At 54.5% G+C, this 21,411-nt stretch carries 24 protein-coding genes; 16 read left to right on the forward strand and 8 right to left on the reverse strand.

Annotation, left to right across the window (positions count from 1 at the left end; genetic code table 11):
• The 12 genes from LCH64_RS00005 to LCH64_RS00060 form a co-directional block, all read left to right on the forward strand.
• Positions 1-264, forward strand: a 264-nt coding sequence (locus tag LCH64_RS00005; protein ID WP_226499101.1) for a deaminase domain-containing protein, incomplete at its 5' end; no start/stop codon positions are given.
• A gap of 2 nt (positions 265-266) precedes the next feature.
• Positions 267-632 carry a hypothetical protein gene (locus tag LCH64_RS00010; protein ID WP_226499102.1) on the forward strand — a complete coding sequence of 122 codons (366 nt, stop codon included), beginning with the start codon at positions 267-269 and terminating at the stop codon, positions 630-632.
• 282 nt (positions 633-914) lie between these two features.
• Positions 915-1,514, forward strand: a complete 600-nt coding sequence (locus LCH64_RS00015; RefSeq protein ID WP_003225773.1) for a hypothetical protein — start codon at positions 915-917, stop codon at positions 1,512-1,514.
• Positions 1,515-2,274: 760 nt separating this feature from the next.
• A complete protein-coding gene (locus LCH64_RS00020) occupies positions 2,275-2,559 on the forward strand; it encodes a hypothetical protein (RefSeq protein WP_003225769.1) in 285 nt (94 codons plus the stop codon).
• Positions 2,560-3,377: 818 nt separating this feature from the next.
• Positions 3,378-3,638, forward strand: coding sequence for a hypothetical protein (locus LCH64_RS00025; RefSeq protein WP_201137375.1), 261 nt, complete (start codon positions 3,378-3,380; stop codon positions 3,636-3,638).
• A gap of 168 nt (positions 3,639-3,806) precedes the next feature.
• Positions 3,807-4,331: a hypothetical protein gene (locus LCH64_RS00030; protein WP_226499103.1), complete on the forward strand. Its 525-nt coding sequence runs from the start codon at positions 3,807-3,809 to the stop codon at positions 4,329-4,331.
• A gap of 318 nt (positions 4,332-4,649) precedes the next feature.
• A complete protein-coding gene (locus tag LCH64_RS00035; protein WP_226499450.1) occupies positions 4,650-4,949 on the forward strand; it encodes a hypothetical protein in 300 nt (99 codons plus the stop codon).
• A gap of 149 nt (positions 4,950-5,098) precedes the next feature.
• Positions 5,099-5,737: a hypothetical protein gene (locus LCH64_RS00040; RefSeq protein WP_226499104.1), complete on the forward strand. Its 639-nt coding sequence runs from the start codon at positions 5,099-5,101 to the stop codon at positions 5,735-5,737.
• Positions 5,738-6,200: 463 nt separating this feature from the next.
• Complete coding sequence (locus tag LCH64_RS00045; RefSeq protein ID WP_226499105.1) at positions 6,201-6,692, forward strand: hypothetical protein; 492 nt, start codon at positions 6,201-6,203, stop codon at positions 6,690-6,692.
• A gap of 228 nt (positions 6,693-6,920) precedes the next feature.
• The gene (locus tag LCH64_RS00050; RefSeq protein WP_226499106.1) at positions 6,921-7,286 is read left to right on the forward strand and encodes a hypothetical protein; all 366 of its coding nucleotides are present in this window, start codon (positions 6,921-6,923) and stop codon (positions 7,284-7,286) included.
• A 64-nt stretch (positions 7,287-7,350) separates the two neighbouring features.
• Positions 7,351-7,905 carry a hypothetical protein gene (locus LCH64_RS00055; RefSeq protein WP_226499107.1) on the forward strand — a complete coding sequence of 185 codons (555 nt, stop codon included), beginning with the start codon at positions 7,351-7,353 and terminating at the stop codon, positions 7,903-7,905.
• Positions 7,906-7,941: 36 nt separating this feature from the next.
• A complete protein-coding gene (locus tag LCH64_RS00060) occupies positions 7,942-8,313 on the forward strand; it encodes a hypothetical protein (protein ID WP_226499108.1) in 372 nt (123 codons plus the stop codon).
• Between the two features lie 13 nt (positions 8,314-8,326).
• Here the strand turns inward: LCH64_RS00060 and LCH64_RS00065 are convergent, their stop codons facing one another.
• Both LCH64_RS00065 and LCH64_RS00070 read right to left on the reverse strand, forming a co-directional pair.
• Positions 8,327-9,370, reverse strand: a complete 1,044-nt coding sequence (locus LCH64_RS00065; protein WP_226499109.1) for an LLM class flavin-dependent oxidoreductase — start codon at positions 9,368-9,370, stop codon at positions 8,327-8,329.
• 157 nt (positions 9,371-9,527) lie between these two features.
• Positions 9,528-10,013, reverse strand: coding sequence for a flavin reductase family protein (locus tag LCH64_RS00070; RefSeq protein ID WP_003225754.1), 486 nt, complete (start codon positions 10,011-10,013; stop codon positions 9,528-9,530).
• Between the two features lie 324 nt (positions 10,014-10,337).
• Here LCH64_RS00070 and LCH64_RS00075 point away from each other — a divergent pair, with 324 nt between their 5' ends.
• A complete protein-coding gene (locus LCH64_RS00075; RefSeq protein ID WP_226499110.1) occupies positions 10,338-11,744 on the forward strand; it encodes a cytosine permease in 1,407 nt (468 codons plus the stop codon).
• A 120-nt stretch (positions 11,745-11,864) separates the two neighbouring features.
• Here the strand turns inward: LCH64_RS00075 and LCH64_RS00080 are convergent, their stop codons facing one another.
• Positions 11,865-12,074 (reverse strand): hypothetical protein, encoded by a 210-nt coding sequence (locus tag LCH64_RS00080; RefSeq protein WP_226499111.1) that lies wholly within the window; start codon positions 12,072-12,074, stop codon positions 11,865-11,867.
• A 15-nt stretch (positions 12,075-12,089) separates the two neighbouring features.
• Between LCH64_RS00080 and LCH64_RS00085 the strand changes: the two genes are divergently transcribed.
• Complete coding sequence (locus LCH64_RS00085; protein ID WP_003225750.1) at positions 12,090-13,190, forward strand: polyamine ABC transporter substrate-binding protein; 1,101 nt, start codon at positions 12,090-12,092, stop codon at positions 13,188-13,190.
• Between the two features lie 635 nt (positions 13,191-13,825).
• Here LCH64_RS00085 and LCH64_RS00090 read toward each other — a convergent pair.
• The 3 genes from LCH64_RS00090 to LCH64_RS00100 form a co-directional block, all read right to left on the reverse strand.
• Positions 13,826-14,797 carry a TerC family protein gene (locus LCH64_RS00090; RefSeq protein WP_226499112.1) on the reverse strand — a complete coding sequence of 324 codons (972 nt, stop codon included), beginning with the start codon at positions 14,795-14,797 and terminating at the stop codon, positions 13,826-13,828.
• A 185-nt stretch (positions 14,798-14,982) separates the two neighbouring features.
• Positions 14,983-16,695 carry an amidase gene (locus LCH64_RS00095; protein ID WP_226499113.1) on the reverse strand — a complete coding sequence of 571 codons (1,713 nt, stop codon included), beginning with the start codon at positions 16,693-16,695 and terminating at the stop codon, positions 14,983-14,985.
• Positions 16,696-16,834: 139 nt separating this feature from the next.
• The gene (locus LCH64_RS00100; RefSeq protein WP_103483296.1) at positions 16,835-17,623 is read right to left on the reverse strand and encodes a helix-turn-helix transcriptional regulator; all 789 of its coding nucleotides are present in this window, start codon (positions 17,621-17,623) and stop codon (positions 16,835-16,837) included.
• Between the two features lie 84 nt (positions 17,624-17,707).
• On the opposite strand from LCH64_RS00100, the gene LCH64_RS00105 reads away from it, so the two are divergent.
• On the forward strand, positions 17,708-18,706 hold the full coding sequence (locus LCH64_RS00105) for a bile acid:sodium symporter family protein (RefSeq protein ID WP_103483297.1): 999 nt from the start codon (positions 17,708-17,710) through the stop codon (positions 18,704-18,706).
• Between the two features lie 100 nt (positions 18,707-18,806).
• On the opposite strand, the gene LCH64_RS00110 is transcribed toward LCH64_RS00105, so the two are convergent.
• Entirely contained in the window at positions 18,807-19,001 is a 195-nt protein-coding gene (locus tag LCH64_RS00110) for a PLDc N-terminal domain-containing protein (RefSeq protein WP_003225742.1), read from the reverse strand.
• A gap of 54 nt (positions 19,002-19,055) precedes the next feature.
• On the reverse strand, positions 19,056-19,670 hold the full coding sequence (locus LCH64_RS00115) for a response regulator transcription factor (protein WP_226499114.1): 615 nt from the start codon (positions 19,668-19,670) through the stop codon (positions 19,056-19,058).
• Between the two features lie 113 nt (positions 19,671-19,783).
• On the opposite strand from LCH64_RS00115, the gene LCH64_RS00120 reads away from it, so the two are divergent.
• Positions 19,784-21,409, forward strand: coding sequence for a hybrid sensor histidine kinase/response regulator (locus LCH64_RS00120; protein ID WP_226499115.1), 1,626 nt, complete (start codon positions 19,784-19,786; stop codon positions 21,407-21,409).
• Positions 21,410-21,411 lie beyond the last annotated feature (2 nt).

Below are 21,411 nucleotides of genomic sequence, written 5' to 3' on the forward strand. Positions count from 1 at the left end.
GGTGATGTGGATACATGGGTCTTGAAGCCACAGGTTGCATCGAGGAAATATGTAAACTCACCTGAAGGGTACATGCGAGATATGGATACGGAATTCAAGATTCTTGAAACAGTAATGCAACGGCTCGGTGATAACAAAGGTGCAGTTGGGAGGATAGACTTGATCTGCGAGAAGGCTGTCTGCCCTAACTGTACGGATGTGATCACCCAGTTCCATGATCGCTATCCAAAAATTCAATTGAATGTATTTACAGCGGAAAATTGAATATGCCAGTCGATAGTATGTTTAATCAGGCTAGAGCTATGGTTGCAGGGAACTATAGCTACGCGATTGATGAACTTGGTTTTCGTTCGGAACAAGCGTTTGCGTATACTCAAGATGAATCGGAGCGCCTTATGCGAAAGGACGCTCCTGGCGCTAACGCAGTTCTTCAGACTGCTATTTATATGGAAGGCATTCGTCGTGGGCTAAGGTTGTCAAGGGGAAGTCAATACGCGATTGATATGTTGGAGGTTTTGGCAGATACGTACGAAAAGTGCAGCGTTGAGCGTCTTATAGAAATCGGTGTTGATGATAAAGAATTAGAAATTATCCAGTCTGATATGGACACTGTTAGAAAAGTTTTTTTGTGATTGAAATTATCAGGCCGGGTTCAATTGATTTTATGAAGGTGGATATGTGAAAAATGGGGACAGACCCTGAGGGATCCCCACAAATCTACTCAAGGCCCAGCGCCAGATGATGCACCTCATCACGCAGGGAATTCTTTCCAACAGCGTGCGAGCAGTGTAAACGCAAAATGATTGTGTTCAACGAGGTCAGCACTCAGGGGTAAATGGGGACAGACCGCGTTTAGAAAGCACACCGAACATGTGTTCTGTCCCCGTTAATCCTGTTTGGCCGGAGAGAAAGTGATGTCTTTAAATATAGATTGGCAGCCAGGTTTTGGCGAAATAATTACGTGGTTTGCCATGGATAAAAACGGATTTGTAGCCGTTATGGTAAATAACTGTTTTGGAAAACTTCCCATGATTTTACTACAAGTGTCGGAGTTAGAGGGGAAACTTGACCGATTAAATGAATATATGTGGGAAGAATCGTCGGGGGTTGTCAGTTATCCAGAAAACAAAAGAGGACTTGCAATCCTTGATTTGTATTCAGTCTGTAGATTTGGGAGCGATAAGTCTCGGGAAGAGGTCGAGTCAGTAATTGCGGAGAGATCTGCATTTGATAAAAAGTTATCAGAGTGCTCGATTCCTTCGATAAAGGGTTTTTACGTTTATCATGCAGTGGAGGGTAGTATTCAAGGTGAGGATTACCCTGTTGGTTATAGTGGGAAAACTGAAATGGGTGATTATTTCCGCTACCTAATGCCAACTGTGTATGCGAGTATTGATGATTTTCCCGAGGAGCTAAGAGGGGTTTTGGTCGTGTCGGATGTATTGGATTTTACGTCTGATCAGATTGCTAGAAGTTGTGAGGTGGATTTATTTTTTAATCGGCTTTATAGTTGACTTTATGACAATTTAAAGGTGGTTGATCAATATCCGATAGAGGTTATGGGTGTGGCTAAAAGAGGGTGATAGTGAAAAATTTGTTTTTGAGTTTTTGATAAGGGTTTCAGGTCTGATTTTAAAAATCAATTCGCTCCCATTCTTTTGGTTATGATATTTATAGTTTGAGGTTGTTGAAGTGATTGACCTGGTTGCGCGTATAAGAAATGGGATTAAAGGTGAGGGTGTTATTTTTGAGAAATAGATCTGTCCCCATTTTTCAAACTTTGGTGAGTAAAAAGTGAAGCCCGAAAAAATAGGAGTGGGAACCTTCATTCGGGTTTCCATCCTCTGTTATCTGCTGTTTGTTGCAGTGGGTTTACTCTCCGTGTCGTTCGGAGCCATTTTCGGTTACCTGAAAGACGGAGTTTGGTTGTACAGTTATGCGAGCGTATGGCGTGTACTGAAAGGAGCTGGAGTTTACGCGATGGCGGCAGTCCTTTACCTGTTGATCAAAACGATCCACGGGATATGGATAGCCAGGCAACAGAACAAGCCTTGTGGTTAGCCGCAATCCTCTCCATGTTGATCGGGTTGGAGTAAGGTAAAGGTGACAAGTAAGGTAAAGGGAAAGGTAACAGATTTATTTTTGGCGGTAAAAGATCACAAATCTAACTGAAAATAATCTGTCACTTTTTTTATTCCCTTTTTTGTATTGTGGTGTGGTCGTCTCACATTATGTGCAGCTCATTTTTATGGAGCTAACAGAAGGGCTTTAATTATGTCATTGTCGGCAGCGATCATATCATCAGAAAAGTTGAGCACGGACGATTTTAAAACTGTGCTCCTAGAACACGGCGGGTTCGTGAGTGCCGGAATACCTTCTCGCGGTGGCGTTGTTGAGGGTGATTCAGATATTTGGCTGGCCTTGCATTCAAAAGATATTCTTGATGAGTTTTATGATGCCGAAGACCAGCAAGAATGGCAGGATGCCCTCGGGGCTACTCTGCAGACAATCATTGAAATTAACCTGGATCTTCCTGAGCACGCGAAATTAATGTGTTGAAGGTTTTCTTGAGTTTTGCGAAAGCTTGTTCCTGTATCTTGTATGACGTGGATGATGATGTACTTTCCAGTAGCTCGGTTTATGAGAAAAGCAAGAGTCTTTTTGGGTGGCTGTGAGAAAAATGTAGCGATAGAGGTCGCGCGTCCCGAAAGTGAGGTTCCATTTGCAGTTGAATGAGTATTTATGAAGTGTTCACGAATAATTAATATTTTGAGGTCAGTGTTTTCGGTAGACGTCGGGCTGAGTGAGTCGGATGCTCAGCGCATGTTGAAAAGGATGTTGAGTGATCCAGAGCAACGATTGAATATCGAAAGGGAACTCGTGTACCTTTACCAAAACGACTCTGTATCCTGGATGCTTCTACTGGATAATGAAGAGTATGTTGTCTACCCGGCAGATGACGAGACAGATGCCAAGGGATATCTGACGTCTATTCTCTGGGACCAGGTTTTCCCGGGTAATGAGATGACTGAGGAAAAATAAGCTTGCAGGTGTTATTTAACGGTTGCCGTTACGAGGCGGATTTATTGAGCGCGATACATCTCACCACTGTATCTTCATGAGGTAATCAGGAGCAGAGGTGACAGGGGTAAAAGTTACAGATCTAACCAGAGATGTAAATTTGTTCTTTCCTCCCTTTATTCATGAGCATCGATGAGTTATTGCTGAAAGGGTATATCAAGCTCATAACGTAACCTCCAAAGTTGGATTCGTGAAGATTGATAAGGTAGGCGATTTTTTAAGTAGACCGCTAAAGGTGGCAGATTTGTTTTTAGTGGAGGTTATAACTGACAGGTCAAAACTTTCTGGATTAAAATATGACTCCAATAAAGGTCACGTTTCGTTTATACCCAGTGCTGGTTCTGAAGGCGGTGGTGTTTTTTTACCTCGTCGGATTGCTTGGAAGTTTGATAGGCGGGGTTATTATCTATTGTAAACATGGAGTTTGGGATTTTAGTGGTGAGGACCTGTTGGTTTCTTTGAGGTTTTCGCTGGTCTACGGCTTTTTTGGTGGAAGCGGTATCTGGATTTTCGCAAAAATGGAGGAGATCAAAAGGCGAAAGAAGGAGAAGGTTTAAGCCTTACCGATCCGCGAGCACGATCCGAGGCTTTGCGCCTGATAATGACGCCCGTCACGCAGAGCTTTTTGAGTAAATGGGGACAGACCGCGTTTAGAAACCACTCGGGAAATATGGTCTGTCCCCTTTAACCTCTCAGGCGGTTCTGCATAGCTTAAGGTTGAAGTGATGAAAATTTTTAAGGGTAATATTGCTAAAGAGTCATTGAATTTATTTGCTTCGAACATCGGTTCCGGGGAGTTTTTTTCGTATGTAGGAAATCTTGTTTCGTTGGAGCAAACCATTTCTGTTCTAGGTTTGCTTTCTCCTGATTTTATTGAGTTTGAAGGCCATGTTTTTTGGTTGCCTAATGCTGAGCAGTTCGACACGCAAAAGTTTTCTTTAAAGGGGCTGGTTGAGATAGAAGCTGGCGTGTTGGAAAAAAGTGAATTGCGTAGAGACGTTGAGCGATACAGAAATAATTTTTCAATAAATCATTTCTTTTCAAAATGGGAAGATGCGCCGGACCGCCCCGTGTTTAAGGTCGGTCTGTCGGAAGAAGACTATCGTCTTTGTCACATGTTTGCCGAGCAGCTCACTGGATATTGGAAACGCGCATTATCAGATTTCTTTCCAGACAAGGTGTTTCAGTTTGAAATTGCTGACGATCTTCTCGATGAATATGGCGTTTGTCTGACATTCTGGCAGTTGTAGTTGTAGTTGTAGTTGTAGTTGTAGTTGTAGCCTCCAACAATTAATGGTGCGGATCACGTTTATAAAAATACTTCGAATACATTTTCTGCCACTTTTTTGTGCGGTGGGCAGGTACTTCTAGGTATTTAGAAGTGAAAGATTTTTCTTACTATGATTCGTGCCAGGAAATAAAGGAAAATGGGGGCAAAAGGTAAATGGGGACAGACCACGTTTAGAAAGCACTCGGAAAATGTGGTCTGTCCCCGTTAACCCCCGTTAACTTCAGATATAATCGAAAATAAATTCGTCCCCATTTTCGCGGAAGGACTATTGAGTGATGTGAATATGATGGTTCGAGAAATTGGGCGAGAAGAGCCTGTGCAGGTGTTTGGTATTTACTGGATAGAGAGCCAGCGCTTTTACTGGGTCATTCCTTATGATGGTTACGGTGGCCTGATGGCGCTCAGTGATAGAGAGGTCAATGTCGTTGACTCTTCTTTATCAAGTGATCTCATCCTCTGCAAGGATGGGGAGGGAGGGGACATGATTCTGCATTGGGCAGCGGAAGATTTGATTGAAGAGCTTGTCGGCCGTGATCCAGGGGCAATGGCCGAGTTCTTGGAGCGCATGAAAGGCTGATGGAAGGTAAATGGGGACAGACCACGTTTAGTAGGGCGCGGGGATGGAGCGGATCTATTTTTTGATCTGTAATGAAGTTGATTCGCAGGATGACGATCCAGTCAAGGCTCGCATCTGGAGCGACCAGATAAGGTCATAAAGGAGCTTTTATGGACTCAAAAACATACAGGCTTTTAAACGATATCCCGGAACATGCTGATTATGCTGTAGAAGCCGGAGACCTGGATCCAGAGGATATTCCTCAGGAGCGAGTTGACGCAGTGGAGAATTTGCTTTGCCGGACTCAGGACGATAATGAACGGTTTCTCGCTGCGAAGCTTTTTACCAATTGGGGATACCCAAGCGGTTTGATGGCTCTCGAGAAGTGCTTGGAAAAGCATGAAAGTATTGAGTGGACGTATAGCCATCGATTGCACGGTTATGACGATACTTATTGCCATATACTTTTTGCACTGACTCAATATTATGCCAATATGGCCGATCGGGGCCAGGCGGAGCTCGCGAGAGCTGAAGTATTTCCACTTGTTTCGAAAATAATTGTGTTAGCGAGTAGCCAACCATTTGAAATCACTGGTGCACTTGATTTTGCGAGGAGAACAGGATCTCAAGAATATCTACCTTTCATAAAAGGCCATCTTCTCTCGATAGTCGATCACTTTGATTTGCATCGATGGAAGATTTACGATGCTTTCGTATTTCTTCTAGAGTTTGACGCCGATTTTGTAGTCTCTGTATTGAAACAAAAAAACAAAATAATTGAAGACTTCAAGCCGATGCACGGTGCATAGTTACTGCAGGTCCACACGAAGAAGCAAGTCTGGAGATTATTGATTGTGGTTGCCGCTAATGAATGAATCCTATGGAGTGAAGTGCGAGCAGTGTGGAGGCAATTTGATCGTCTTCAAAGAAGGTAGTACACAGGGAGCCCGCTGTGATCAGTGTGACTGGTCGGTGGTGACAACGAATATGCCCGGCATCCAGTTGGATAGGTGCAGGTATGAACTTCGCTGTCGCGGCGACTATCGGAATCAGGCCCAGGTGAATGCTGTCTCCGAGGTGACAGGTCAAAACTATTTACTGTCGAGGATTACACTCCAGCAAGGCGATGCTCTGGTATTCAGCGGTCAGGCGCAGGAGGTTTTACAGGCTAGAAATATTCTTGTGTCGGCTGGGGTTGTTTGTGAAATTACGCCTGATTTTCCCTGGATATGAATGAATCTGGCGATGACAGCGGTTTTTCGGAGGCGGGCTATGAATCAACAACAGCAGGACTTGATGATTGACCTGGTGTCGCATCGGATCTCAACAGACAGATTTCTTGAGTCTCTATTTAAGGGTGGGGAAATTCCTGAAGATTACCTGCGTGCTGAACTGGAAACCGCGCTTGAGATGAAAGACGCTGACAGTGTGGAATGCTTGCTGATATTCGGTGCGGTGTTCGGTTTCACTCAGGATTGTGCGGATGTGTTATGCCGCTTACTCGTTGAAGACTGGCATATCAGTCACGAGAGCATCGCAAGGGAATTGAAGGTTTTCAAATTTCCTGCGGCCGTTGATTATTTATTCAGGGCAGCACTTACTTGTTATCCTTATATCGTATCCGAGCATGCACTAGGTGTTAAATGCATTCATGCTCTGCATGAGATCGGCACCGATAATGCTAAAGAGAAGTTGTGTCTGTTGGCTAAGGTTGGAAATGCTGAAATGTCAAAACTTGCGACCCGTTTGTTGGCGCGGGGATGACGTTGGTTTAAAAGTGATTGATTTCTCACGTAGGAATATACAATTTTCCAATTTGGAGTAAAACGCCCCAAATTGCTTGGGGCTTTTTTGTCATGTCAGAGAGCGGGTGTCGGTTCAGCGAAACGTCAGCACCACATCCTGATGACACGACAACGTTGACAGATTGTTTTTTTGGCGGTAAAGGTCATCGTAAATAAATCTGTCCCTTTTTACGTGAGAGACTGATCGATGTCAGCGATTTTAAGTTATAAAGAAATAATGCAGCGAATGTTTTACTACTATCCCAATTACTGCAGAACTAAAATCAGGAAGAACAAAAAGTCGGGTTTTTCCTGGGTTGAAGGGGAACTTGAAGTCGGGTATGCATTAAATGAGATGGAAGAAAGCTTTGTTACTCCAGTTGAAAATCTGATGCTCCAGACTGCCGGACTTGTGTTGTCGGCGGGAAGAGAGCCTAAGGTCGCCTTTGATTTTGCGGTTGCCCATATCAAAGGAATTATTGAGGTGTATGGGCTAGCGTTTCTTATGTCGCAGTTACCTGAACAGGATGCTTTGCAGGTCCAGTCGGACTTACAACTTTTGGACATTATTTAACGGTGCTTCAGGGCAGGTTTATTGAGGTCGATAAATTTGCCCACTTTGGAAGTGGTAATAAAAATTGATTAAAACCGCACTTTTGCTTCCGTTGATTTTCCTCATTGCAGGCTGCCATTCCAATGTCAGAGACTCTTCCCCCAGTCTTTTGAGGGATGGTGTCCAACTTCAGCAAAAAACGGCAACGCCAGATACACAACACGCCAAAGTCATCATGAAAGCGACAGGCTACACATACCCTGTCGAGTTCTCGGTTCGCCGTGCTACAGATCCCGATCGGCGAATGGAAGTGCTGGGTACTGTGGTGGATTCCGGGCGAGGCAAGGTGTTCGGCTGGATCGCCAAGCTTAACGAAGCGGCCAATAGCGCCACGTTCAAGCACTTCCCTCAGCTGGAAACTCAAGCCAATGCTGACGAACCCTTTGAGGTATCGGGGCGTTCCAACGGTATGGGCACCGGCAATACATACAGCTGCGGGCCGCTGATCAGTACCTTTACGCCGGAACGAAGCAAGGTCTACCTGGTGGAGTTTCAGTTTGGCGGGCAGGGTTGCGAGCAGCATGTTTACGATGTTAGCCGGCCGGATCAACGTGTTCTCATCGGAGCCCCACCCGTTTGAAATTAACCATTGATTTCCCTGAAAACCTGATCACTTATGATTTGCTCAAACAGCGACGAATTTCGTGCCTTTGCAAAGTTTCAACGCAATTCGAAATCTCCTTCTCGGATACAGTTCCTGAATCGTCCGGGGATCGTATCTGGCTGGAATCGTGAGGAGCTGGAACGACATGCGGTCGCCGGGGCGGGTGGTCAATACACCCACTATGCCAATAGTCTGATTACCTTAAGTAAAATTGGTGAAGACCTTTACCAGATCATTGATCTTGAAATGTTCTGCCGAAGCTTTGGTTGGTGCGCTGTTTTTCGAGGTGGACAATATGCGCCCGCCGGAAATTTCTGGACGATGAGTCCACGTAAAACTAAAACGCCCCGAACTCTATCGGGGCGTTTTCATTTACCGGGCTGAACCGGCTAAGTGTTTATCGAAACGCCGGCACCACGTCCCTGATAAACAACTCCAACGACTTCTTCTTCTCCGCATGCGGCAGACTGTTGTCACACCAGAAACTGAACTCATCCACCCCAAGTTCCTGGTAATACTTGATCCGCGGAATAATCTCCTCCGGCGTACCAATCATCGCCGTCTTGTGCAGGCTCTCCAGTTCAAACTCCGGACGCCCGGCAAACTTCTCTTCAGGGCTTGGGGCGAGGAAGCCGTTGACCGGTACTTCCTTGTTGCCAAACCACGCATCGAAGGTGCGGTAGAAACGCGAGATCGCCTTGGCGCCAACTTTCCAGCCTTCTGGGTCGTCAGCCGAGTGCACGTGGGTGTGCCGTAGCACCATCAATTGCGGACGCGGGACGTTGGGGTTGTTGTCGAGTGCGGTCTGGAACTTGTTCTTCAGGTCGACGACTTCTTCGTCACCTTTCATCAATGGCGTGACCATCACATTGCAGCCGTTGGCCACGGCGAAGTTGTGCGAGTCGGGGTCGCGGGCGGCGATCCACATCGGTGGGTTGGGCTTTTGGATCGGTTTCGGCACGCTGGTGGAGGTCGGGAATTTCCAGATGTCGCCGTCGTGGGCGTAGTCGCCTTGCCACAGGGCGCGGACCACCGGGACCATTTCGCGCAGGGCCTGGCCGCCGCTGGAGGCGGGCATGCCGCCGGCCATGCGATCGAATTCGACCTGATAGGCGCCGCGCGCCAGGCCGACTTCCATGCGTCCGTTGCTGATGACGTCGAGTAGCGCGCATTCACCGGCCACCCGCAGCGGGTGCCAGAACGGCGCGATGATGGTGCCTGCGCCCAGATGAATGGTGGTGGTTTTGGCGGCGAGGTAGGCCAGCAGCGGCATCGGGCTGGGCGAGATGGTGTATTCCATCGCGTGGTGTTCGCCGATCCACACGGTGCTGAAACCGCCGGCCTCGGCCATCAGGGTCAGTTCGGTCAGGTCTTCGAACAGTTGGCGGTGGCTGACGCTTTCGTCCCAGCGTTCCATGTGGATGAACAGGGAAAATTTCATGACGCTTCCTCGGGTCTTTTATTGTTGAGGCTACAAAACTGTGCGGGAGGGGCTTGCTCCCGAAAGCGCTGGGTCAATCGACATCTCTGGTGGCTGACACATCGCCTTCGGGAGCAAGCCCCCTCCCACGTGGATTTGTGTGGGGTTGAAGTTTTGCTCAGGCCAGAACGGGCAGGGCGCCCATCTTGCCGTGGCAGTAAACCAGCGGCCCGGTGTGCTGCTCCGGGACGATCAGGTTCTTCACCGCGCCGACCATGATCGCGTGGTCACCACCTTCGTATTCGCGCCACAACTCACATTCGATGATAGCCGTCGCGTTGGCCAGGATCGGGTTGCCCAGCTCGCTCAACGTCCACTCGATGCCCTGCGCCTTGTCCTTTCCTTTACGGGCGAAGGCATAGGCTTCGCTTTGCTGGCCGCCGGACAGGACGTGGATCGCGAAGCGCTTGTTCTTGATCAGCACAGGGTAGGAGTCGGAGCTGTAGTTGGGGCAGAACAGCACCAGGGCCGGGTCCATCGACAGTGAACTGAAGGCGCTGGCGGTGAGGCCGACGATCTGGCCGTCATCGTCCAGCGTGGTGATGACAGTGACGCCGGACGGAAACGAGCCCATGACTTGTTTGTAGATGGCAGCATCGATCATTGGACGGTCCTCGGGTGTTGTGACGCGATTTTTATGTATTTGTTGGTCTGATGGTATACCAGTATTTTTTCTTTGCAAGGGCTTTTAGGCTGAACCGATAAACGTGGTGCTTTCGTCGGAAACTCAGCATTTATTGGGCTTGTGGCTGGCCTGAAGGCCGCAGTATCAGTGAGGATGGCGGATCAGCTAGCGCCGTAAACTACGGATCAGTCTTGTGAAATGTTTGGAATACCATAATATGGTCTGCATCTGAGGGGCGGCCGCAGAGTCCCCCCGGTTTGGCTTCATACAAAGATAAGAACAGACAAACTCGAGTTCATGCATATGTCCCAGATGTCCCGGCAAGATCCGTTGATCGAGAATCACACGGTCGACTACGTCCCACTCGCGGAACGCCACGGGAAGGCCCGCGACCTTTTCACCTTATGGTTCAGCACCAACATCGCGCCACTGCCCATCGTCACCGGCGCCATGGTGGTTCAGGTGTTCCATCTCGACTTGCTTTGGGGGCTGCTGGCGATTGCGCTGGGGCACCTGATCGGCGGGGTGGTGATCGCTCTGGCGTCGGCGCAAGGCCCGCGCATGGGCATTCCGCAAATGGTCCAGAGTCGTGGCCAGTTCGGGCGTTACGGCGCACTGCTGATCGTGTTTTTTGCGGCGCTGATCTACATCGGTTTCTTCATTTCCAACATCGTGCTTGCCGGGAAATCGATTGTCGGTATTGCGCCATCGGTGCCGGCACCGCTGAGCATTTTGATCGGTGCGCTGGCGGCCACGGCGATTGGTGTGATCGGCTACAACTTCATTCACACGCTGAACCGCATCGGCACCTGGGTGATGGGCAGCGCGCTGCTCGCCGGTTTCATTTACATCTTCGCTCACGACTTGCCGGCAGACTTCCTGACGCGCGGCAGTTTCAACCTGTCGGGCTGGCTGGCAACGGTGTCGCTGGGGATCATCTGGCAGATCAGCTTCTCGCCGTACGTGTCCGACTATTCGCGTTATCTGCCGGCGGATATCGGTATCGCCAAACCGTTCTGGGCCACTTATCTGGGGGCGACGCTGGGGACGATTCTGTCGTTCAGCTTTGGCGCCGTGGCAGTACTGGCGACCCCGGAAGGCACCGAGGCGATGGCTGCGGTCAAGCAATCCACCGGGTGGCTGGGGCCGATTCTGATGGTGTTGTTTCTGCTCAACATCATCAGCCACAACGCGCTGAATCTGTACGGCGCGGTGCTGTCGATCATCACCTCGATCCAGACCTTTGCCAGTCAGTGGACGCCGAGCATCAAGCTGCGTGTGGTGTTGTCGAGCGTGGTGCTGGCGGGGTGCTGCGTGGTGGCGCTGGGTGCCTCGGCGAATTTCATTACGCAGTTCATCGGGCTGATTCTGGCGTTGCTGCTGGTGTTGGTGCCGTGGGCGTCGATCAACCTGATCGACTTCTACCTGATCAAGCGCGGCGCGTATGACATCAGCTCGATTTTTCGCGCGGACGGCGGCATTTACGGGCGCTTCAATCTGCACGCGATCATTGCCTACTTCATCGGGATCATTGTGCAGCTGCCGTTCGCCAATACCTCGTTGTATGTCGGGCCGTACGCCAATCTGGTCGATGGCGCCGACCTGTCGTGGCTGTTCGGCCTGGTGGTGACAGTGCCGTTGTATTACTGCCTCGCCACACGTGGGCAGACCCGGCAGAGCAGGGCGGCGCGGTTGAGTTATACCGACTGACCGATCATCAATAATACTGTGGCGAGGGAGCTTGCTCCCGCTGGACTGCGCAGCAGGCCCTGCTTTTCTAAATCGAAGAGCGAGGTCCGCTGCGCGGCCCGGCGGGAGCAAGCTCCCTCGTCACAAATGATGTTTCCTTAGCCCTTGTGCATTTGTGCGGTCATTCAAATTGGCCATTTCGATCCCCTTTTGGCCCATCCCCCACTGTGCCGCGACCCCGCGGTCGGCAAGAATCAAATCACAACAAAACGCTGGACCTTCCTTGCCCTTGGCTACCTTTACAGCCGCTGCCGTGTACAGAACATAAAAACCATCGATCTCACGTCGCATTCTGGGGAAACAACCATGGTCACGATGAAACGCATTCTGGGTGCCACCGTGTGTGGGCTGACGCTGCTGGCCAGCGCGGTACACGCCGAACAGCGCGAGCTGCGGGTCTACAACTGGGCGGATTACATCCTGCCGTCGGTGCCCAAGGATTTCGCCGCGAAGACCGGCATCAAAGTGACCTGGGACACCTTCGACACCAATGAATCGCTGGAGGCCAAGTTGCTCACCGGCAACTCCGGCTACGACCTGGTGGTGCCGTCGAACCAGTTCATCGACACCCAGATCAAGGCCGGCGTGTTCCAGAAACTCGACAAGTCGAAACTGCCGAACTGGAGCCACCAGGATCCGGCGCTGCTCAAGTTGCTCGACGCCAACGACCCCGGTAACCAGTACGGCGTGCCCTACATGTACGGCACGGTACTGATCGGTTTCAACCCGGCCAAAGTCAAGGCAGCGCTCGGCGACAACGCGCCGGTGGACAGCTGGGATCTGGTGTTCAAGCCGGAGAACATGGAGAAGCTCAAATCCTGCGGCGTGGCGATGCTCGATTCGCCGTCGGAAATCCTCCCGCTGGCCCTGCATTACCTCGGTCTCGATCCGAACAGCCAGAACCCGGCCGACTATGAAAAGGCCAAGGATCTGATGCTGAAGATTCGCCCGTACGTGACCTACTTCAACTCGGCCAAGTACATGACCGACATCGCCAACGGCGACATCTGCGTGGCCATTGGTTATTCCGGCAGCTTCTACCAGTTCGGTAACCGCGCGAAAGAGGCGGGCAACGGTGTGGTGGTTGACTGGCGCCTGCCGAAGGAGGGCGCGCCGATCTGGTTCGATACTTTTGCGATTCCGAAGAGCGCGAAGAATGTCGAAGAGGCGCATGAATTCCTCAACACCTTGCTCGATCCGAAAGTCATTGCGCCGATCAGCGACTTCCTCGGCTACCCGAACGTGAACAAGGATTCGATGCCGCTGGTGAACAAAGACATCACCGGCAACCCGAACCTGACGCCGACCAGCGAAGCGCTGAAAACCCTGTATGTGGTCCAGCCACTGCCGCAAAAACTCGAACGCGTACGCACGCGGGTGTGGACCAGCATCAAATCCGACAAGTAGCCGCACACCCTCTGGAGGAGTGAGCCTGCTCGCAAAGGCGCCGGACCAACATGGATGCTGAATGTGCCGGCCCCTTCGTGAGCAAGCCCACTCCCACCCTTTGATCTCGGCCAGCCCCGGATCCTCCATCCACTGACAATCACCTGTGGGAGCGGGCTTGCTCGCGAAGGCGTCGGGTCAGGCAACATGGATGCTGAATGTGCCGGCCCCTTCGTGAGCAAGCCCACTCCCACCCTTTGATCTCGGCCAGCCCCGGATCCTCCATCCACCGACTATCACCTGTGGGAGCGGGCTTGCTCGCGAAGGCGTCGGGTCAGTCAACATTGATGCTGAATGTGCCGGCCCCTTCGTGAGCAAGCCCACTCCCACCTTTTGATCTCGGCCAGCCCCGATCCTCCATCCACCGACTATCACCTGTGGGAGCGGGCTTGCTCGCGAAGGCGTCGGGTCAGTCAACATTGATGCTGAATGTGCCGGCCCCTTCGTGAGCAAGCCCACTCCCACCCTTTGATCTCGGCCAGCCCCGGATCCCCCATCCACTGACGATCACCTGTGGGAGCGGGCTTGCTCGCGAAGGCGTCGGGGCAGCCGACACCTTTATTGAATGCCGCACCGCATTGTGAGCAGGCTCACTCCTACAGGTTTTGTGGCGCGTTTTTACTCATCACCAGACTCAACAACACCGACCCCAGAATCACCCCGCCCACCACCGCCAGTGACCATTCCACCGGCATGTGAAACCAAGGCATCAGCGTCATCTTGCCGCCGATGAACACCAGCACAATCGCCAGTCCGTACTTGAGTAGATGAAAGCGGTCGGCCATGTCTGCCAGCAGGAAGTACAGCGCGCGCAGACCCATGATCGCGAAGATGTTCGAGGTGAACACGATGAAAGGGTCGGTAGTGACGGCGAAGATCGCCGGGATGCTGTCGACCGCGAACATCAGGTCGCTGGCTTCGATCAGCACCAGCACCAGGAACATCGGCGTCGCCCAGCGCACGCCGTTCTGCCGCACGAAAAAGCGTTCGCCATGAAAGCCCTGAGTGATCCGCAAATGCCCGCGCACCCAGCGCAGCAACGGGTTTTTATCGAGGTCCGGTTGTTGCTCGGCGAACATCAGCATCTTGATCCCGGTAAAGATCAGAAATGCGCCGAAGGCATACAGCAGCCACTCGAACTGCGACACCAGCCACACCCCGGCGAAGATCATCGCCGCGCGCATCACGATCGCTCCGAGCACGCCGTAGAGCAGCACCCGGCGTTGCAGTTCCGGTGGTACCGCGAAATAGCTGAAGATCATCACGAAGACGAACATGTTGTCGATCGACAGCGACTGCTCGATCAAATAACCGGTGAGGAATTCCAATGTCTTGCGCTGGGCAATCTCGGCGCCGAACTCGCCGTGCAGATACCGCCAGAGCAAACCGGCGAAGGCCATGGCCAATGCGCACCAGGCGATCACCCAACAGGACGCTTCCCGCACTGAAACGCGGTGCGCCTTGCGTCCGCCGAAGACGAACAGGTCCAGCGCAAGCATGGCGAGGACGAAGACGATAAACGCGCCCCACATCCATGGTTCGCCGATATTGATGTTGGTGGTTGGCATGGCTGGCTCCCTGGTTTTTTTTGAATTAGGGTCAGGCAGGGCCATGCTAGCGGCGAGTTTGGTTGTAAGAAAAATCGCTTATTTCTGATGGATAGTTCGGGAAAAACGAAGTGTCGTGATCAGGTAGGGGAATAGCCGCGGCGGGGATTGAGACCTTTTGCGGCCTCAATCCCGTCCGTGTTCGCTTACTTGCCGGCAGTCAGCGCCGGAGTGCGCGGTGGCACCAAGCGCTTCGAGCCAGTCGCCTCGAACGCCGAGGCCAGACGCAACAGGTTCGAGTCATCGTAGGCACGACCGGCGAAGGTCAGGCCGACCGGCATGCCGATGTCGGCCATGATGCCCATCGGCACGGTGACGGTCGGAACGCCGAGGTGACGGATCGCCAGGTTGCCGTTGGCGACCCAGATGCCGTTGCTCCAGGCGATGTCTGCCGATTCCGGATTGATATCGGCATCCGCTGGGCCAACGTCGGCGTTGGTCGGGAACAGCACCGCGTCGAGTTTCAGCGTATCCATCCAGTCTTCCAGATCGAGCTTGCGGGTCTTTTCCAGGCCGCGCAGGCCGTCTGGCAGGGTCGGGATCTGGTCCCACGGGGTGATGCCGCGTTGGGCCATGCGTACGTATTCGTCCATGCCGGCGGCCAGGTCGCCCTCACGGTTGGGCAGGGTGCCCGGGTCGTGCGGGAAGATCTTCGGTCCGTCGACATCGGCCAGGCGATTGAGCTTCGGATCGCCGTTGGCGCGCAGGAAATCATCGAAGGCCCAGGCCGACAAGTCCCACAGTTCATGATGCAGGAACTCCTTGGAGACGATGCCGCGATTGAACACGGTCGGTGCGCCCGGACGATCGCCTTCGCAGTTGGAAACCAGCGGGAAGTCTACTTCGATGACTTCGGCGCCGGCCGCTTCCAGCGCGGCGCGGGCCTGTTTCCACAAGTCGATCACCGAAGCGCGGGTGTTGATCCGCTGCCCGGTCGGTCCGCCAATACCCGGCGCTTCGCTGGTGCCAGCTTCAGGATCGGCGTTGATGTACATCTTCGGCACGCCGAGGCGTTTGCCGGCCAGTGCATCGGACTTCACGGCCAGCTCGGCGTAGGAGGCCGGGCGCACCGAGTCAACGCTCGGGATCGGCACCCACGGCTGCAGGCGCCACAGATCGCCACGGGTGTCAGGGTCTTCAGCGACTACCACGTCGAGCACTTCGAGCAGGTCGGCCATGGTTCGGGCGTACGGCACCACCACGTCCATGGTCGGCGTCAGCGGCCAGTTGCCGCGCACCGAAATCACCCCGCGTGACGGCGTGTAGGCGCACAAACCGTTGTTCGACGCCGGGCCGCGACCACTCGACCAGGTTTCTTCCGCCAGACCGAAGGCCGAGAAGCTCGCAGCGGTGGCGGTGCCGGCACCGTTGGACGAGCCGGAGGCAAACGGCGCGGTCAGGTAGGCCGCGTTGTACGGACTTTCGGCACGGCCATAGACGCCACGTTGCATGCCGCCATTGGCCATCGGCGGCATATTGGTCTTGCCCAGGCAGATCGCTCCGGCGGCACGCAGGCGTTCGATGGTGAAGGCGTCGCGATGCGCCACCAGATCGGCGAATGCCGGGCTGCCGGAAGCCGCGGTCAGACCCTTGACCAGATAGCTGTCCTTGGCGGTGTAAGGGATGCCGTCGAGCGGGCCGAGGGTTTCGCCCTTGGCGCGGCGTGCATCGGACGCCTGGGCCTCTGCCAGTGCTTCGGGATTGCGTACGACCACGGCGTTCAGTGCAGTGGCGGTGTTCGGGCCGTCATAGGCGTCGATCCGGGCCAGATAGGCCTGCACCAGTTCAACCGCGGTGGTCTGGCCGGCTTCGAGCGCCGCGCGTAATTGAGCAATGGAGACTTCAGTGACTTCGATCATGCTGTTACCGCCGACAGGTTCGCTAAAGGGGTGGGTCATTATGGTTATGGTCGAAACGCATAGAGAATTTCGTATGGACGAAACTGTACCCTGAACTTTGCCGAATGGCATGTGCTAATTCGATAAATATCGACAAAACTCAACGAAAAAATTCTCCCGGTGTCTCGCCAAACTGTTGCCGGAACGCAGCGATGAAGGCCGAGGTCGAGTCATAACCGCAGGCCAGAGCCACGTCGGTGACCCGTTCGCCACGTTCCAGCGGGGTCAGTGCGCCGAGCAACCGCAAGCGCTGACGCCAGGCACGGAAGGTCAGGCCGGTGTCACGTAAAAACAGGCGGCTGAGGGTTTTTTCGGTGACGCCGAATTTGTCGCTCCAATGGTGCAGCGTGGTCTGCTGTTCCGGATGTTGCTCCAGGCTTTGATAGATCTGTCGCAGACGGCTGTCCTGGGGCAGTGGCAGCATCAGGTCGATCTGCGGCGCCTCGGCCAGTTGATCGAGGATCACCTGGGCCAACCGGCCATGCGCGCCGCGCTCGTCGTACTCCACCGGGACCAGACTGAACGCGCGAATCAGCTCGCGCAACAGGTCGCTGACGCCCAACACATGACAACGTTCAAGCGCCCAGCCGGCCACGCTGCAGTCGATGTACAGGCTGCGCATTTCCGTGTGCGGCGAGCTGAACACACGGTGCGGTACGCCCGCCGGAATCCACACCGCGCGCTCCGGTGGGGCAACGAAGCGTCCAGCGCCGGTCTGCACTTCGAGCACGCCCTGAATCGCGTACGACAATTGCACCCACGGGTGACTGTGGCGCCGGGTCAGTGCACGATTGGGCAGCGATTCGGTGCGCCCGTATAGCGGACGCGGCAGGCTGGGCAGTCCGGGAATGCTGCGCCGGAAGCTTTTCTCATGTCCTTTAGGCGGCATCTGTTGGCTCTTCGGCGTTAGTCGGTAATTCCCACTCACGTTAGAGTCGCAATCACGTACTGGCAACCCCCGGATGAGCAAACCATGACCCGCCCAAGATTCCTGCCCGACAACTTCACCCTGACCCTGATCAGCGTCGTGCTGCTGGCCAGTTTCCTGCCGGCCAGCGGGCAGGTCGCGGTGGGGTTTGGCTGGCTGACCAACATTGCCATCGCGCTGCTGTTCTTCCTCCACGGCGCCAAACTGTCGCGTGAATCAATCATCGCCGGTGCCGGCCACTGGCGCCTGCATCTGCTGGTGTTCGGCCTGACCTTTGTGCTGTTCCCGATCCTCGGCCTGGCATTGAAACCGCTGCTGTCTCCGCTGATCGGCGACAAGCTGTACATGGGCATGCTCTACCTCTGCGCGTTGCCCGCCACCGTGCAGTCGGCGATTGCCTTCACCTCGCTGGCCCGGGGCAATATTCCGGCAGCGATCTGCAGTGCGGCGGCCTCGAGCCTGTTCGGGATCTTCCTCACGCCGTTACTGGTCACCCTGCTGTTGAACGTACACGGCGATGGTGGCTCGACCCTCGATGCGATCCTGAAGATCAGCGTGCAACTGCTGCTGCCGTTCATTGCCGGGCAGATCGCTCGCCGCTGGATCGGTGCGTGGGTCGGACGCAACAAGAACTGGCTGAAGTTTGTCGATCAGGGTTCGATTTTGCTGGTGGTTTACAGCGCGTTCAGCGAGGCGGTCAACGAAGGCATCTGGCATCAGATTCCGGTGGTCGATCTGCTGGGGTTGGTGGTGGTCTGCTGCATCCTGCTGGCGCTGGTGCTGCTGGCGTCGACCCTGCTGGGCAAGGCATTCGGCTTCAGTCAGGAGGATCGCATAACCATTCTGTTCTGCGGCTCGAAGAAGAGTCTGGCCACCGGCGTGCCGATGGCGCAGGTGTTGTTTGCCGGCAGCACCATCGGCGTGTTGATTCTGCCGCTGATGCTGTTCCACCAGATTCAGCTGATGGTCTGTGCGGTGCTGGCGCAGCGTTATGCCAAGCGGCCGGAATCGGTGCCGGAGTTGATGGCACAAGTTGATCCATAAACACTGCTTCCCTGTAGGAGCTGCCGAAGGCTGCGATCTTTTGACTTTCAAGATCAAAAGATCGCAGCCTTCGGCAGCTCCTACAGTGGATTTTGTTGTGTCAATCCTGCGTAACGTGTTTCGGCCCGGCCAGTGCCCAGGCAATCAGGCCAAACAACGGCACGAACACGATGGCGATAATCCACACGCCTTTGTTGCTGCCTTTACCGGCGCTTTTGCGCACCCGGTTGATCGCCCACAATTCAATGAGCACAAGAACGACGGCGAGTACGATCCAGACGGGTTCAATTTGCATGGGCTACCTCCTGATGGTCTTTCAGTTAGGTGAGCCTCGGCGCGCAGGGTTCATTTAAATTGCGCCACTGCCTCCCGAATACTTCACCGCCGCGGCTGCCCGCGACGGCACATTGAGTGTGCGCAACAACGACGACACATGGATGCGCACGGTGAACGGCGAAATATCCAGTTCCCGAGCGATTTCCTTGTTGGTCTTGCCTTGGGCGATCAGCCGCAACACATCCTGCTGACGCGGGGTGAGGGCGGTGCCGGTCTCCAGCGGCAACAGCCCGGAAGGCGCAAACCTGACCAGCACTTCGCCTTCACGAATCGCCAGAATCGCCTGGCCGATCTCATCCGGGGCGATGTTCTTGCCGATGAAACCGTCGATGCCGGCCGCCATCACTTCACCGATCAGCGCCTCGTCGTCGACCATCGACACCACGATCAGCGTGGTGCGCGGCAGTTTTCGGCGCAGGTCGGCGAGTTGGCTGATGCAGGTCAGGCCAGGGAAGCGCAGGTCGAGAATCAACGTGTCCGGCTCGTTGCCACCGGGCAGCAAGGCCAGCACGGCGTCGAGGTCCCCGGCTTCTTCGATAGTCGCTTCGGGCAGCAGGCGCTGCACGGTGCGCAGCATGGCCTCGCGAAACATCGGGTGATCGTCGGCTATGATGATGCGGCATGTCATGGCGTGACCCTCCCTGGATCAGTGTTGTTTATGGCATGCACCATAGCACCGCGCGCCAGGGTCGCCTGTCGATTGGTGTTGAATCTGACGACTGTTGCACAAGGACGTTGCCCATGAAGTTCGAGAAAAACACCGAACTCGACCAGGCCAATCTGCGGATCATCATCGCCAGCATTGCCATGGTTTACATCGGCGTGCTCGGTGTTTTGCCGGGTCAGCGCTTCGATACTTATCTGCCGGTAGTGACTTACATCTTCGTGTTTCTGCTGGTGTCGGTCGGCTTGCGCCAAGCCATTGCGCGCTGGCCCGGGCATTACCCGGCGCGGCGGATTTTCGGCATGGTCCACGATTACACCGGCACCTGTTTCGGCCTGGTGCTCGGCGGTGAAGCGGCGTTGCCGCTGTATGCAGTAATCATCTGGGTCAATCTGGGCAACGGCATGCGCTACGGCTCGCGCTATCTGGCGATTGCCACCGGTCTGGCGCTGGTGGCGCTGCTGGCGGTGTATCGCTTGACGCCGGTGTGGCAGGCGCAACCGTTCATGGTGTTGATGTTGATGCTCACCAGCACGGTGATCCCGTTCTACGCGCACTTGCTGCTGGAGCGCACGCGCAAGGCGTCGGAAGAAGCCGTCGCGGCCAATCTGGAAAAGTCGCGGTTTCTCGCCCAGGCCAGTCACGATCTGCGTCAACCGATTCACTCCATCGGTCTGTTCACGGCGTGCCTGCGCGAGTCGCGGCTGGGCGAGCAGGAGCGGCAACTGGTCGACAACATCGACCGTTCGTTGCTCAACGTCTCGCAGTTGTTCCGTTCGATTCTCGACCTTTACACCCTCGACAACGGGCGCATCCTGCCGAGATTGCAGGTGTTCAATCTCGGCGAGTGGCTGGCCGATCTGATCCGCCAGAACGCCGAGGCCGCGCGCTGGGCCGGCGTGGAGTTGCGCCTGCGCCCTTGCAAACACTGGGTGCAGAGCGATCCGGCGGTGCTCGCGACCCTGGTGCAAAACGTGCTCTCCAACTGCTTCAAGTACGGCGCGCAACGCCCGGTGCTGATCGGCGTGCGCAAACGCGGCGCCGGGCTGGCCATCGTGATTTATGACCGCGGCAACGGCATTGCCGAGGAGCACCTGCCGAGGGTCTTCGAGGAGTTTTATCGGGTGCGTCAGGTGCGCGACAAAGACGTGGAAGGCGTCGGCCTCGGGCTGTCGATCGTCAAGCGTCTGGGGCAGTTGATCGGCGTCGATGTTGCGTTGCGCTCGCAGCTTGGGCGCGGCACGGCGGTCACGCTGTATGGCTTGCCGCTGGCCATGGCACCCCAGTTGCCGGTCAATCGTGACGATGTGCGGCAGGTCGGCCTGTTGACCGGGCTGAAGGTGTGTCTGGTGGAAGATGACCGCAACGTGCTGCTGGCGACGTCCGCGCTGCTGGAGCGCTGGGGCTGCGTGGTGCAGGGCGAGTTGAGCGGACAGGGTCTGGTCACCGATTGCGACATCATCGTCGCCGATTACGATCTGGGAACGCATTCCACGGGTATCGAGTGCATTGACGCTGTGCGGCGCCAGCGTGGTTTTGCGGTGCCGGCGATGATCATCACCGGGCACGACATCGAGAAAATACAGGCGGCCTTGCACGACCGCCAAATTGCCATCCTGTCCAAACCGGTACGCCCGGCCGAGCTGCGCGCGACCTTGCGAACCCTGCGCGACCGGCAAACCGAGCCGGTCGCGCAGGTCTGATT

It is taken from the genome of Pseudomonas sp. MWU16-30322 (assembly GCF_020515535.1).
GTDB classification, from domain to species: domain Bacteria; phylum Pseudomonadota; class Gammaproteobacteria; order Pseudomonadales; family Pseudomonadaceae; genus Aquipseudomonas; species Aquipseudomonas fluorescens_H.